This is a genomic window from Bacillus sp. z50, from assembly GCF_058313585.1.
Genome location: NZ_JBZFQL010000002.1, coordinates 451,406 through 465,061, shown reverse-complemented (window position 1 = coordinate 465,061; position 13,656 = coordinate 451,406). Strand labels below are relative to the sequence as shown.

Sequence of the window (13,656 nt, the reverse complement as noted above, 5' to 3'; positions counted from 1 at the left end):
TGTTAAACTTAGATGTTGATAAATATATAATCTGATTGACCGATTGCTAGAATTAGAGGAAGAGTATGCAGCAAGCTGCCAACAAAAAATATCATAATGAAAAAGACTGAGTGGTTATATTCAGCCTTTTTGTTCGTTCGGTTCTTCGAATAGTCTCCGATGAGGTAAATTTGCATAAAAGGGGGAATGGAGAATGGCAGAGTTACCCGAAATCTATCAATTAAGTACCCAGATGAATGACTCTCTCTCGGGCAAACAAATCGAACGGGTGGAAATAAAGCAGGAAAAGTGCTGCAATGTTTCGGGGTTGGTATTTTCATCACGAGTAATAGGATCAACGGTTAAAGCGGTTCAAAATAAAGGGAAAGGGATCATCGTTTCCCTATCGAATGGAGAAAACATGTTAATTTCGCTCGGGATGGGAGGGGATTTGCTTTATTTTGAACCTATTTAATCCAATCCCGTTCAGGAAAAATATCAATTCCTCATCCAATTTCAAGATGGGACAGGGTTTTCCATCCGATTTTGGTGGTTTGGAAAAGTGTATATCGCCAATGATCAAGAAATCAAAGAAGAAAAAATAATCAAAGCTATTGCTTTCACCCCATTCGATAAGGAATTTACCTATGACTATTTCAGACAGTTGGTTAACGGGAAAAAAGCGGGAATTAAATCCTTCTTGTTGAATCAAAAAAACGTTGGCGGAATCGGCAATATGTATATTCACGATATCTTGTTTGAAAGCGGAATTCATCCTCAGAAGAAAGTATCCGACCTATCGGAAGAAGAGGTCAAAAACCTCTATGACAGCATGCAGGAACAATTGCACCATTCTTTATCCAAGGGGAGTTTTTCTCTTGAAAAGGATTTTTATGGACACAACGGTGGGTACTCGACGAGTGATTTTCAGATAGCGTATAAAAAAGGGGAACCTTGCCCTAGATGCGGGGAGACCATTCAATCGATCAAAACAGGAAGCACCACCTCGTACTTTTGTCCTGCGTGTCAGAGGTTGTCAAAGGCGGAATGAAATATTCTGTCTTTTTTTGATTTTGTTCATCCAGGAAACATCAGTTTTAGTTAGACAATCCCACTAAAAGACGCTTGCAAATACCAAAAATTGGGTAAAAATATGAGTGTGAATGTGAATAAAAAGGAGGAAAAGAGCATGGGGAGACTGGATGGAAAAGTGGCAATTATCACGGGTGCATCACGAGGAATGGGTTCTGAACACGTTAGAGAGTTTGTCAAAGAAGGAGCTAAAGTGGTGATTACGGATGTACTCGAAGCGGAGGGAAGGACGTTATCGAAAGAGCTCGGGGAGAACACACTATTTGTGAAACACGATGTAACCAATCCAGACGATTGGAAACATGTCATAAACCAAGCGGTTGAAGCCTTTGGACCTGTGACGGTTTTGGTGAATAATGCTGGATATGCTGGTCCTGTGTCTTCGCTGACCGATTTGGCAGATGAAGACTACCTCAAAATCATAAGTATAGACCAACATGGAACCTTCTATGGGATGAAAGCGTTAATTCCGCATATGATCGAGGCGGGTGGAGGCTCCATTGTGAATATATCATCTACCGCAGGATTAAGACATGTCAATGGAACCCCCAATGTGGCGTATACGGCAGCCAAACATGCAGTGAACGGGTTGACGAAAGCAGCAGCCGTAGAATACGCCGACAAGAATATTCGAATCAATGTGATATGTCCAGGAGGTGTATTAACCCCGCTGCTAAAAGAAACCTATACACAAGAACAACTGGATATGTATGCTACAGCTCCGATAGGACGATTATCAGACCCACAAGAAATCTCTAAACCAGTCTTGTTTTTAGCCTCGGACGACGCCTCCTATATAACGGGAGCGGAGTATGTCGTGGATGGGGGACTATTAGCTAGATAGCTCAATCGGGCGATAGGTGAAAATCAACTGACTGGCCATCACGGAGGCTAAAAAATATCAGGGATGATCCCTGATATATTTTATTGCAGTCTTTTTTTGCTTCCATACTTTAGCGAGTTGTGTATAAGAGGGAAATTTCAAGAAGAAAACAAAAACAGATTAATATAACTGTGGATACACTTTGATCCTGTTCATAATTAAATTTTTTAATTCTTAGGTTGCTACCTATTTACAAGGCTATCTTTACCGTTTATTATTTAAGTAATTACTTAATTACTTATACATCATCAAATATTTATGGGGGTTATTGAAAATGAATGAGACTTTTAAAGCTTTATCGGACCCCACACGCAGAAAAATTCTTGATTTATTAAAAGATGGTGATTTAACAGCCGGGGAGATACATGAACATTTTGATATGTCCAAGCCAAGCATATCTCAGCATTTAAAAATCTTGAAAAGCGCAGGCTTAGTCCATCATATCAAAAAGGGGCAATATGTGTATTATTCTTTAAATACAACTGTTCTGCAGGATCTGATCAGTTGGGCATATGGGATTACTCAGCCCCAAAAAGATTAAAACAGATAAAGAAAGAGGGGAAAATTATGAAAAAGGAATATTTTTCCAATTACTTTAATTGCCATATCAATCATTAGCTGGCTGGCCTTTTTCCCATCCTTACCTGCAGAGGTGCCGATTCATTGGGGTAAAGATGGAGCAGATGGATTTCAATCGAAGGGAGCTGCTTTTTTTACCTTGCATTCCATTATGATTTTTACTTATGTTCTCATGATGGTAATTCCTAAAATTGATCCGAAAAAGAAAAATTTTAATTATTTTTCAAAAGGTTATCTGATCATTAATTATGCACTTATTACATTGTTTTTTGTTATCAATATGATTACATTACTCATATGTCTGGGAATTGATATCCCAATGGAACGTTTGGCTGGGCCTATTGTAGGTCTGCTATTTATGATTCTTGGAAATTATATTCAGCAAGCAAGAACTAATTTTTTTGTTGGTATACGAACGCCCTGGACACTCAGCAATGATGAAGTTTGGAGAAAGACGCATCGTTTAGGCGGCAAGTTATTTATGGGTGGGGGCCTACTCATTTTCCTTACGATTTTCATGCCTGCAGATTGGGAGTATTATATGATCATAGGTGTAACTGCCATTATAGTGATTGTGCCAACAGGCTATTCATATTTTCTATTTAGAGCAATAACAAAAGAATGATATAATGAAAACGCAGCGGAAGATTTAGTCCGCTGCGTTTTTTCTATGCTTTTAAGGATAAAACCAATTCTTCATCCGGTGTAACATAGTAGGTTGTTTGATTATCATAGGTTACAAAGCCTGGTTTTGAGCCGGCTGGTTTTTTTACATGTCTGATTAGAGTGGAGTCTACCGGGACTTGGCTTGATTGCCTTGCCTTACTGAAATAGGCAGCCAGAATGGCGGCTTCTTTTATCGTTTGTTCGGTAGGATTTGTATCGCGGATGACAACATGGGATCCCGGAATATCCTTTGTATGGAACCAAAGCTGATTTTTAGCCGCTAAGCGATTGGTTAAATATTCATTCTGCTTATTATTTTTACCTACCAAAATTTCAATGCCATCACTGGACAAATAGGAATCAAGGACAGGCTTCAGATCTTTTTTCTTCCCTTGCTTTTTGGTATATCTTTTTTTTACATATCCACCTTCTTCAAGCTCTTCGCGGATTTCCTGCAAATCTCTTGGTGAGGCGGTGTTCATTTGATGGATTAAATTATCGAGATATTGAATTTCCTCATTTGTTTTTTCGATTTGATCGATTACAAAGGATTTGGCGTTCTTTGCCTTTTGGTATTTAGAAAAATACCATTGAGCATTTTCAGAAGGGGTTTTTCGGACATCGAGCTCAATCAAAAGAGTAGGTTGATTTTCATCAAAATAATCAATTACTTCAGCACTCTTCATTCCTTTGTTTAAAGCATAAATATGACCGGTTATCAGTTCCCCGTATTTCTTGAATATATCTGCCTTTTCTGAATCCTGCAGAGTCTCTTCTAATTTTATAAGTTTCTTTTCATTTTTTTCTTTTTCATTTGAGAGAATTCTTTCCAGGTCATGCGCTTGCTGCTTGACGCGATCCCGATCCGCTTTTTGATAATAAAAGCGATCTAACAATAAGCTTAGCGAAGGGAATTCCTTCTTATCACCTTTCAAATGCTGAAGGGGGATGAGGTAAAAAGCTTCCTTATCACCTGTAACCAATGTTGGCTGATAATTATGTGATTTTAATTGCTCCATTATTATATTGAAGCTCTCTGGAACGGTCTCCCTGTTTACGAGTCCAGCCCTGTATGTTATTTCTTTCGCAAGAAGAGGAGAGATACCAGCAAACTGTGTGACCAATTGTTTATCAATTTTGCCAGCAAAATAATCAATATGTGTCAAGCCTTTATCTATATCTGATAGCGGATTGATTTTATTCTGAGCTGGCGGCAAAACGTAGGAATGACCTGGCAATAATGTCCTGTAGCTGTTTAAAGCAGGCGGTACATGCTTGATACAGTCTATGATCATATTTCTTTCTTTATCAACAAGAATAATATTGCTGTGTTTGCCCATTATCTCTATGATTAATAATTTTTGAGTTATGTCGCCGATTTCATTGCGCCCTCTAATCTCAAATTTAATGATTCTTTCCAATTCAGGCTGTTCGATTTTCTCTATAAAATAGCCTTCCAAATGTTTACGAAGCAGCATGCAAAACATGGGTGCTTCTGAAGGGTTATCCGTGTTTTCTTCTGTTAGTTGTACACGAGCATAGCTGGGATGTGCAGACAACAGAAGCTTATGATTGGTTCTGCCTGCGCGAATGACTAGCAGTAATTCATTTTTATAGGGCTGATGAATTTTTGTTATTCGTCCACCAGTTAACGTCTCTGATAATTCTTCGGTCATTGCTCTTGTAAAAAAACCGTCAAAGGACATATATGTGACACCTTCTTTAGTAAGTATTCGAATTATAAATCTCCATTCAAACAAGTATAGCATTTTTTAGGACAACTCTGAATAAACATGTACCAAAGAAAGTTATTCGGATTGTTAAGGAGGTTGTATCCGTCACATGAAACTTGCAGAAATGGACAAAGAAAAGCTACAATCCGCTTTTGGAGTACATACAAAAAAAGGGTTAAGTCATCAGGAAGCAAAAAAAAGGTTAAACCAATACGGAGAAAATGAATTAGCAGAAGGAGAAAAGCAATCTGCTTTAATTCTGTTTTTTCAGCAGTTTAAAGATTTTATGGTCCTTATCCTGCTTGCGGCTACTCTCGTTTCAGGTTTGCTGGGAGAGTATATTGATGCAATTGCCATTATCATGATCGTATTGATTAATGGTTTATTAGGGTTCTTTCAGGAAAGGAAAGCAGAAAAATCGCTGTCGGCTTTAAAGGAAATGGCTGCACCTCAAATGATTGTATTACGTGATGGGTTATGGTCGAAAATTCCGGCTAAAGAATGTGTTCCGGGAGATATAGTAAAGTTTTCAAGTGGCGACCGTATTGGTGCAGATATGAGGATTTTCCAGCAGTATAATCTTGAAATAGAAGAATCTGCATTGACAGGTGAATCGCTCCCTGTTGCTAAAACGGAAGAACCAAAAAGAGATGGGCAAGACGGAATCGGCGATCAGGTTAATATGGCATTTATGGGAACGATGGTAACACGTGGGTCAGGTGAGGGTATAGTTGTTGCGACAGGAATGAAAACGGCAATGGGCCAAATCGCAGATCTGCTGCAAAATGCCAATACGCAACAGACACCTTTGCAGCTTCGCCTGGAACAACTGGGAAAGATACTCATTGTTGTTGCATTACTGCTGACTTTATTGGTTGTAGGAATTGGTGTTTTACAAGGAAATAACTTATACACCATGGTTCTTGCGGGAGTATCTTTAGCCGTAGCTGCTATTCCGGAAGGTTTACCGGCTATTGTTACGGTAGCCTTATCCCTGGGAGTCCAGCGAATGATTCGACAGAAAGCAATCGTAAGGAAACTGCCTGCTGTAGAAACATTGGGCTGTGCATCAGTCATTTGTTCTGATAAAACAGGGACGATGACTGAGAATAAGATGATGGTGACTAAGGTTTGGGTTTCAGGGCAGCAGTGGTCAGTGTCTGGGAAGGGGTTTGATCCAACCGGTAAGTTTGAATGTGTGAGCGGTCATCAGGATGATACAGAGCTGAAGCAATTGCTAACCTATGGTATCCTCTGTAACAACTCTGAGCTTAAGCTTAAAAAGAAAAAGTATTATATAGATGGGGATCCGACTGAAGGAGCTATGCTTGTTGCCGCTATGAAGAAGGGAATTGACCGCCAGCTTTTATTCGAAAAGTATAAGATTTTAAAGGAGTTTCCTTTTGAATCAGAACGTAAATTAATGAGTGTATTGGTAAAGGATCATAACGGAAGGCAATTTGTCATTACTAAAGGGGCACCTGATGTTTTACTTGGGAAATGTACAACGGTTATGTCCAATGGAAGAGTGCAGCATATGGACGAGCAACTTCGTGAGTCCATAGGGAATACAACTGAACATATGGCTGAACAAGCATTAAGGACAATTGCGGTTGCCTACAAAAGTGTACCAGCCAATCAAGCAATTCTTGACCAAACGGATGCTGAAAATGAATTGATATTCCTTGGCCTTGAAGGAATGATGGATCCACCGCGTCCAGAAGTAAGGAAAGCGGTGCTGGAATGTCGCGATGCCGGTATTAAAACGGTGATGATAACCGGCGATCACTTAATAACAGCAAAGGCTATCGGTAAACAATTGGAGATATTCCGCGAAGGAGACCGTGTGCTGACCGGTAAAGATTTAGATGCGATGTCTGTGGATGATTTGGAAAATATCGTTGATGAGACGACTGTTTTTGCCCGTGTTTCACCAGAGCATAAATTAAAAATAGTCAGTGCCTTTCAACGAGTAGGACATATAGTGGCTATGACAGGAGACGGAGTGAATGATGCACCTGCTATAAAGGCTGCAGATATTGGAATAGCGATGGGTATATCCGGTACAGATGTGGCCAAAGAAACATCTTCTTTAATTTTATTGGACGATAATTTTGCAACCATAAAATCGGCCATAAGAGAAGGCAGAAATATTTACGAAAATATTCGTAAATTCGTACGCTATTTATTAGCATCAAATGTAGGAGAGATTTTAGTTATGCTATTTGCGATGGTCATAGGATTGCCCTTGCCTTTATTGCCAATCCAGATTTTATGGGTAAACCTGGTTACCGATGGATTGCCGGCTATGGCACTGGGACTCGATCAACCTGAAGAAAATGTGATGAAGCGGGGTCCGCGTCATCCAAAAGAAGGCGTATTCGCTAGGGGATTGGGGTGGAAAATCATATCAAGAGGATTCTTGATTGGTATCGCCACATTGCTCGCGTTTATAACTGTATATAAATCAAACCCTGATAATTTACAATATGCTCAGACCGTAGCCTTTGTAACTTTGGTTCTTGCACAATTAATCCATGTATTTGACTGCAGAAGTGAAAAATCAATCTTTTCAAGAAACCCATTTGGCAATATGTATCTTGTATGGGCAGTCGTTTCTTCTTTAATTCTTATGCTGATTGCCTTGTACTATCCACCTTTACAAACCGTTTTCCATACGGTGCCGATTGCCCCTCGTGATTGGCTATTAATTGTCGGAATGGCGTCTATTCCAACTTTTTTATTGGCGGGTACATTTTATGTAAGTAAATCTAAATAAATTGTGATATAATTTTTAAGGTAGTAGAGTGAGCTCTATTACCTTTTTATTTTATATTAGCGTGTATAATGTTACTGATTGGAGCTGGGGCCGGATGATTTTAAGCATGACAGGGTATGGAAGAGCGAAGACAGAAAACGATTCTTTATCCATAACCATTGAGATGAAAAGTGTGAATCATCGTTTTTTTGAATGCAGTATCCGATCACCTCGTCAACTGCTCATGTATGAAGACAGGATTAAAAAGATTATTCAGCAAAAGCTGCATAGAGGTAGAATAGAAGTATTTATCAGCCTTCAGGGTGAAGGAACCGTTAAAAGAACGATGACACCTAATTGGGATTTAATTGACCAATTCATGAATATATCTACTGAATTCAATAATAAGTACAGTGCGTTTGCAGAACCGGAGATGACTGATTTGCTTCATCTCGAACATATTATCTCTATTGATGAGAAGGAAGAAGTTAATGCCGATCTTGAGAAAATGCTGCTTGGTACGGTAGAAAAAGCTGCTTCTCGCTTGTCAAATATGCGGGAAACAGAAGGTGAGTTCCTAAAGAGCGATTTAACTGAGCATATTAAAAAATTTGATGCAGAGGTTGAGGATGTCAGGGAGCGTGCACCGGAAGTTGTTAAGCAATATAGCAGCCGTCTCAAACAAAAGCTTGAAGAAGCAGTTGGAGATATCTTTGATCCAAACAGGCTGTTAACAGAAGTAGCTTTATTTACAGATAAAGCAGACATACATGAAGAAGTTTCAAGGTTGAAAAGCCATATTGCACAATTTCTAGAATCATTGGAGGCAAGCGGTCCGATTGGAAGAAAGCTTGATTTTCTCATCCAGGAGATGAATCGGGAAACAAATACAATCGGCTCTAAAGCAAACGATGCAATAATTGCAAGAAAAGTTGTCGAGATGAAAACAATTCTTGAGAAAATGAAGGAACAGGTTCAAAATGTAGAATAATACAGTTTATGACAGTACATACAAGCATACACTAGGTAAGAGGGATGGAGGCTGCTTCAATGTCCATAAAGTTGATTAATATTGGATTTGGGAATATAGTTTCTGCTAATCGCATTGTTACCATTGTAAGTCCTGAATCTGCACCTATTAAAAGGATTATTCAGGATGCCAGGGACAAGGGTTCGCTTATAGATGCTACATATGGAAGAAGAACACGCGCAGTGATTATAACCGATAGTGACCATGTGGTTCTTTCAGCGGTACAGCCGGAGACCGTGGCTGCGAGGTTACATGACCGTGATGAGAGCGTGTTGGAAGGATAGGTGATTGTTTTGGAGGAAAAAGGGTTATTAATAGTTTTATCAGGTCCATCTGGAGTGGGGAAAGGTACAGTCAGAAAGGCGATTTTTTCTCAGCCGGATGTTGATTTTCAATATTCAATTTCAGCAACTTCCAGAAAACCTCGTGAGGGAGAAGTTGATGGGGTGGATTATTTCTTTAAATCAAAGGAACAATTTGAAGATATGATTGCCAATGATGAACTTTTGGAGCATGCTGAATATGTGGGAAATTATTATGGCACACCAATTGAATACGTTCGCCAAACGTTAAATGAAGGCAAGGATGTATTTCTTGAAATAGAAGTACAAGGAGCGCGTCAGGTTCGTGAGAAGTTTCCTGACGGTTTATTTATTTTCCTTGCTCCGCCAAGCCTTAAGGAGCTTGAAAATCGAATCGTAACAAGAGGCACGGAAACAGATGAGTTAATCCGTAACCGAATGAAAGCGGCTCGGGAAGAAATCGAAATGATGAATCTTTACGATTATGTAGTTGAAAATGATCGTGTAGAGCATGCGTGCGAGCGCATCAATGCAATCGTGGTGGCTGAACATCTACGCCGTGAACGAGTAGAAAAAAGATACAAAAAATTATTGGAGGATGATAAATAATATGTTATACCCATCTATTGACTCACTATTGACAAAAATTGATTCTAAATATTCTTTGGTATCCGTTGCAGCTAAACGTGCACGTTATATGCAGGAATCTGGAGAAAGCACAAAAATTGCAAAGCCGGTATCTCATAAATATGTTGGAAAAGCGCTTGAGGAAATCCATTCTGGTGACTTAACGTATCGAGTGGTAACTGAAGGTCGTCAAGACTTTTAATAGGCAATGCTTTCGAAAAAACAACCTTACGATTGATAATAAGGTTGTTTTTTTTTGCTGGCTGATGATATGTTTTCGAATTATAGTAAAACATATTAGTGCAAATTTAATAGATAATATATGATATAAAAGATGTATATAAAGGAATTCTCAAGAATACCAGTTATGGAGTGATTAGATGCTTGATAATAAGAAGATACTTGTTTGTGTAACAGGAGGTATTGCTGTATACAAATCGGCCGCCTTAACAAGTAAACTTGTTCAGGCCGGTGCGCAAGTAAAGGTAATAATGAGTGAATCAGCAACTAAATTCGTGATGCCGTTAACTTTTCAGGCTTTATCCAAAAACGATGTTTATATAGATACATTCGACGAGAAAATCCCTGGTAAAATCGCACATATTGAGCTCGCTGACTGGGCGGATGTCATTCTGGTTGCACCTGCTACAGCCAATATTATAGGGAAATTGGCAAATGGAATTGCCGATGATATGATTTCAACTACCTTGCTGGCAGCAACGGCGCCTGTTATGATTGCCCCGGCTATGAATGTCCATATGTATCACCATAAAGCTGTACAGCGAAATATGGCGCAGCTACGGGAAGATGACTATTTATTTATGGAGCCTTCAGAAGGCTATTTAGCCTGTGGGTATGTTGGTAAGGGAAGGCTGGAAGAACCCGAAACAATTGTTGCTAATTTAGAAGATTTTTTTGCTGAAGAAAAGAAATCATTAAGTGGCAGAAAAGTCCTGATTACAGCTGGTCCAACCCGTGAACGAATCGACCCGGTACGTTATATATCCAATTTTTCGAGCGGTAAAATGGGATATGCTTTAGCGGAGGTGGCAAGAAGCATGGGAGCTGAGGTTACATTGGTGTCAGGCCCGGTGTCATTGGACGCTCCTGCAGGTGTCAAAGTAATTAAAGTAGAAAGTGCTTCCGAAATGTATGAAGCGGTAATGGATGTAATGGATGAGCAGCATATTATTATTGGTACAGCTGCTGTAGCTGATTATAAACCAGCTGTTTATGAGAATCAAAAGGTGAAGAAACAAGCAGGCGACAGTACGCTTGAACTGACTCGTACAAAGGATATTCTCCGAGAGGTTGGTAAGAGAAAAACAAACCAAATCTTGATAGGTTTTGCAGCTGAAACGAATGATTTGGATGAGTATGCAAAGAAAAAGCTGGTTAAGAAAAATGCTGATATGATTGTCGCTAATAATGTGACCCATGAAGGTGCCGGGTTCGGAACGGATACCAATATTGTTACCTTATATAAAAAGGATGGCAGTTTCAGAGAACTTCCTTTACTAAGTAAAGCTGAAGTTGCCAAAGAAATATTGAAAGAAATAGAATCACTGCAAGTAAATGAGGATCACTCTTTATGATAGCAGAAGTAATCGTAGATGTACCGGCCCAGCAAACGGACCGTCCATTCGATTATAAAATCCCGGAAAAATGGGCCGGCATTATTCGTGAGGGAATGCGAGTGACAGTTCCTTTTGGCCCAAGGAAGTTGCTTGGCTTCGTCGTAAGACTAAAGGAGCATACAGAAGTAAAGGGCTTAAAATCAATCAGCAGTTTATTAGATATTGAACCAGCGCTAAATAACGAATTATTGGATGTAGGACATTGGCTCGCGGATGAGACGATGTGTTTTAAAATATCAGCATTCCAGGCAATGCTTCCAGCAGCATTGAAAGCAAAGTATGAAAAACAAATCCGGCTTGCTCCAGGTAAGCAGACAAATGATCTCCCAATACAAATCCAGTATTTGTTCAGTAAAGCGGAAGCCGTCAGCTGGATTAAGATTCAAAATGACGAGCTTTTGTCCTGTATAAAGACTGAAATTGACAATGGAAATCTTGAAATTACTGTTCAGGTATCTGATAAAACAAAAATAAAAAAGCAAAAATATATAGCGTCATTGCTAACAAGGAACGAGTTGCTTGAACAATTAGACCACTTAAATGCGAATGCCAGCAATCAGAAAAAACTAGTATCCTATCTTGTAGAACATCCTGGAGAGCAATTGCTGGCAAAAGTGCTGGAAGAAACGAATATTAACAGTTCCTCTGCCATCAAACCTCTTGTTTCAAAAGGAATCGTTCAGATTACTGAGAAAGAGGAATATCGTAATCCATATGCGGAAGGCCAATTTACAAAGGATCAATGCCTGAAGTTAACAGATAACCAACAGGCAGCTATTAATCCGATTAAGTTAGCTATAAAGGAAAATCGAAATGAAAATTTCCTATTGTATGGTGTAACGGGAAGCGGCAAAACGGAAATCTATTTACAATCCATCAAGCAAATCGTAGATAAAGGGAAGGAAGCCATTGTTTTGGTGCCCGAAATTTCTTTAACACCCATGATGGTGACTAGATTTAAGCGACGATTTGGAGATTTGGTAGCCGTATTACATAGCGGCCTGTCTCATGGTGAAAAATATGATGAATGGCGCAAAATACAACGCGGAGAAGTTAAGGTTGTAGTTGGTGCCCGTTCCGCTGTATTTGCACCGTTTACTAATTTAGGTCTGATTATTATTGATGAGGAGCATGAGGGTAGTTATAAACAGGAAGAAACACCTCGTTATCATGCACGCGATGTAGCACTTAAACGGGCGGCCTATCACAATTGTCCGGTTGTCCTCGGCAGTGCTACACCGTCTCTGGAGAGTTTTGCAAGAGCGAAAAAAGGTGTATATACGTTGTTAACATTAAATAGCAGAGTAAACGATCAGGCTTTACCAGCTGTTTCAGTCGTTGATATGAGGGATGAAATGAGAGGGGGAAACCGCTCGATGTTCTCCGGCCTATTATTTGAAAAGCTGAAGGATCGTGTAGACAAAGGGGAACAGACTGTTCTCTTGTTAAATAAAAGAGGACATTCATCCTTTGTGATGTGCCGAAACTGCGGACTAGTAGTTACATGTCCAAATTGTGATATATCAATGACATATCATCGTGTTCAAGCGCTTATGAAATGCCATTATTGCGGTCTTGAAGAACGGGTTCCAGAGGTTTGTCCTGACTGCGGCAGTGACCATATCCGTTTTTTTGGTACAGGAACTCAAAAGGTTGAGGAAGAGCTGGGGAAATTGCTGCCGCATGCCAGAGTCATTCGAATGGATGTGGATACAACCAGACGCAAAGGAGCACATGAAGCGTTGCTGAAAAAATTCGAAGATGGACAAGCAGATATTCTTCTTGGTACGCAGATGATTGCCAAAGGCCTCGACTTTCCAAGAGTGACTTTGGTAGGGGTTCTTACTGCAGATACAATGCTGCACTTACCTGACTTCCGCTCATCAGAACGTACCTTTCAGCTACTAACGCAGGTCAGTGGGCGTGCCGGAAGACATGAATTGCCAGGCGAAGTGGTAATTCAAACCTATACTCCTGAACATTACAGCATTCAACTGGCATCAGAGCAGGATTATGACGATTTCTTTATGAGAGAGATGTTCTTACGGAAACAAAATGACTATCCTCCCTATTATTATATCGCGCTTTTAACAATTTCTCATGAAGATGTGATGAAAACGGTGGAAGCAGCCGAGAAAATAGCAGCATTTATTAAGCGGCAGGTAGGGCCGGAAACGGTTGTATTTGGACCATCTGCTTCCCCAATGTCTCGAATCAACAATAGATATAGGTACCAATGTCTGATAAAATACAAGCGGGAACCTAATCTAAGTACAATTTTAAAAAAATTGAATGAAACATATGGACGTAATGCCACCCAATCAGGGTTACAATTATCGATTGATGTCAATCCGTTCATTATGATGTAAA

Annotated in this window: 13 protein-coding genes; 12 read left to right on the top strand and 1 reads right to left on the bottom strand. The window is 39.7% G+C overall.

What is annotated here, in order from left to right:
• The first annotated feature begins 193 nt into the window (after positions 1-193).
• The 5 genes from AC4G3N_RS08085 to AC4G3N_RS08065 all read left to right on the top strand — a co-directional run bounded on the left by AC4G3N_RS08085 (position 194) and on the right by AC4G3N_RS08065 (position 3,158).
• Complete coding sequence (locus AC4G3N_RS08085; protein WP_491090002.1) at positions 194-454, top strand: DNA-formamidopyrimidine glycosylase family protein; 261 nt, start codon at positions 194-196, stop codon at positions 452-454.
• 87 nt (positions 455-541) lie between these two features.
• Positions 542-1,030 carry a YfgJ family double zinc ribbon protein gene (locus AC4G3N_RS08080; RefSeq protein ID WP_491090001.1) on the top strand — a complete coding sequence of 163 codons (489 nt, stop codon included), beginning with the start codon at positions 542-544 and terminating at the stop codon, positions 1,028-1,030.
• A 138-nt stretch (positions 1,031-1,168) separates the two neighbouring features.
• Positions 1,169-1,915, top strand: coding sequence for an SDR family NAD(P)-dependent oxidoreductase (locus tag AC4G3N_RS08075; protein WP_140461250.1), 747 nt, complete (start codon positions 1,169-1,171; stop codon positions 1,913-1,915).
• Between the two features lie 313 nt (positions 1,916-2,228).
• Entirely contained in the window at positions 2,229-2,495 is a 267-nt protein-coding gene (locus tag AC4G3N_RS08070) for an autorepressor SdpR family transcription factor (RefSeq protein WP_066100620.1), read from the top strand.
• A 39-nt stretch (positions 2,496-2,534) separates the two neighbouring features.
• The gene (locus AC4G3N_RS08065; RefSeq protein ID WP_491090089.1) at positions 2,535-3,158 is read left to right on the top strand and encodes an SdpI family protein; all 624 of its coding nucleotides are present in this window, start codon (positions 2,535-2,537) and stop codon (positions 3,156-3,158) included.
• 43 nt (positions 3,159-3,201) lie between these two features.
• Here AC4G3N_RS08065 and AC4G3N_RS08060 read toward each other — a convergent pair whose 3' ends face one another.
• On the bottom strand, positions 3,202-4,905 hold the full coding sequence (locus tag AC4G3N_RS08060) for an Rqc2 family fibronectin-binding protein (RefSeq protein WP_491090000.1): 1,704 nt from the start codon (positions 4,903-4,905) through the stop codon (positions 3,202-3,204).
• A gap of 136 nt (positions 4,906-5,041) precedes the next feature.
• Here AC4G3N_RS08060 and AC4G3N_RS08055 point away from each other — a divergent pair, with 136 nt between their 5' ends.
• From AC4G3N_RS08055 to priA, 7 genes are all read left to right on the top strand, one after another.
• Entirely contained in the window at positions 5,042-7,711 is a 2,670-nt protein-coding gene (locus tag AC4G3N_RS08055) for a calcium-translocating P-type ATPase, SERCA-type (RefSeq protein ID WP_066100611.1), read from the top strand.
• A 94-nt stretch (positions 7,712-7,805) separates the two neighbouring features.
• Positions 7,806-8,681 (top strand): YicC/YloC family endoribonuclease, encoded by an 876-nt coding sequence (locus tag AC4G3N_RS08050; protein WP_066100608.1) that lies wholly within the window; start codon positions 7,806-7,808, stop codon positions 8,679-8,681.
• Positions 8,682-8,740: 59 nt separating this feature from the next.
• Positions 8,741-9,004 carry an extracellular matrix/biofilm regulator RemA gene (remA, locus tag AC4G3N_RS08045; RefSeq protein ID WP_066100607.1) on the top strand — a complete coding sequence of 88 codons (264 nt, stop codon included), beginning with the start codon at positions 8,741-8,743 and terminating at the stop codon, positions 9,002-9,004.
• A gap of 9 nt (positions 9,005-9,013) precedes the next feature.
• Positions 9,014-9,631: a guanylate kinase gene (gene gmk, locus AC4G3N_RS08040; protein ID WP_066102291.1), complete on the top strand. Its 618-nt coding sequence runs from the start codon at positions 9,014-9,016 to the stop codon at positions 9,629-9,631.
• Position 9,632: 1 nt separating this feature from the next.
• On the top strand, positions 9,633-9,851 hold the full coding sequence (rpoZ, locus tag AC4G3N_RS08035; RefSeq protein ID WP_066100606.1) for a DNA-directed RNA polymerase subunit omega: 219 nt from the start codon (positions 9,633-9,635) through the stop codon (positions 9,849-9,851).
• Between the two features lie 178 nt (positions 9,852-10,029).
• On the top strand, positions 10,030-11,244 hold the full coding sequence (gene coaBC / locus AC4G3N_RS08030; protein ID WP_066100603.1) for a bifunctional phosphopantothenoylcysteine decarboxylase/phosphopantothenate--cysteine ligase CoaBC: 1,215 nt from the start codon (positions 10,030-10,032) through the stop codon (positions 11,242-11,244).
• The gene (gene priA / locus AC4G3N_RS08025; protein WP_491089999.1) at positions 11,241-13,655 is read left to right on the top strand and encodes a primosomal protein N'; all 2,415 of its coding nucleotides are present in this window, start codon (positions 11,241-11,243) and stop codon (positions 13,653-13,655) included. The genes coaBC and priA overlap by 4 nt, the downstream gene beginning before the upstream one ends.
• Position 13,656 lies beyond the last annotated feature (1 nt).

Excerpts from the sequence above, each read along its gene's own strand:
- AC4G3N_RS08085 (WP_491090002.1), top strand. The coding sequence starts at position 194 with ATGGCAGAGTTACCCGAAATCTATCAATTAAGTACCCAGATGAATGAC.
- AC4G3N_RS08075 (WP_140461250.1), top strand. The coding sequence starts at position 1,169 with ATGGGGAGACTGGATGGAAAAGTGGCAATTATCACGGGTGCATCACGA.
- AC4G3N_RS08070 (WP_066100620.1), top strand. The coding sequence starts at position 2,229 with ATGAATGAGACTTTTAAAGCTTTATCGGACCCCACACGCAGAAAAATT.
- AC4G3N_RS08060 (WP_491090000.1), bottom strand. The coding sequence starts at position 4,905 with ATGTCCTTTGACGGTTTTTTTACAAGAGCAATGACCGAAGAATTATCA.
- AC4G3N_RS08055 (WP_066100611.1), top strand. The coding sequence starts at position 5,042 with ATGAAACTTGCAGAAATGGACAAAGAAAAGCTACAATCCGCTTTTGGA.
- AC4G3N_RS08050 (WP_066100608.1), top strand. The coding sequence starts at position 7,806 with ATGATTTTAAGCATGACAGGGTATGGAAGAGCGAAGACAGAAAACGAT.
- remA (WP_066100607.1), top strand. The coding sequence starts at position 8,741 with ATGTCCATAAAGTTGATTAATATTGGATTTGGGAATATAGTTTCTGCT.
- rpoZ (WP_066100606.1), top strand. The coding sequence starts at position 9,633 with ATGTTATACCCATCTATTGACTCACTATTGACAAAAATTGATTCTAAA.
- coaBC (WP_066100603.1), top strand. The coding sequence starts at position 10,030 with ATGCTTGATAATAAGAAGATACTTGTTTGTGTAACAGGAGGTATTGCT.
- priA (WP_491089999.1), top strand. The coding sequence starts at position 11,241 with ATGATAGCAGAAGTAATCGTAGATGTACCGGCCCAGCAAACGGACCGT.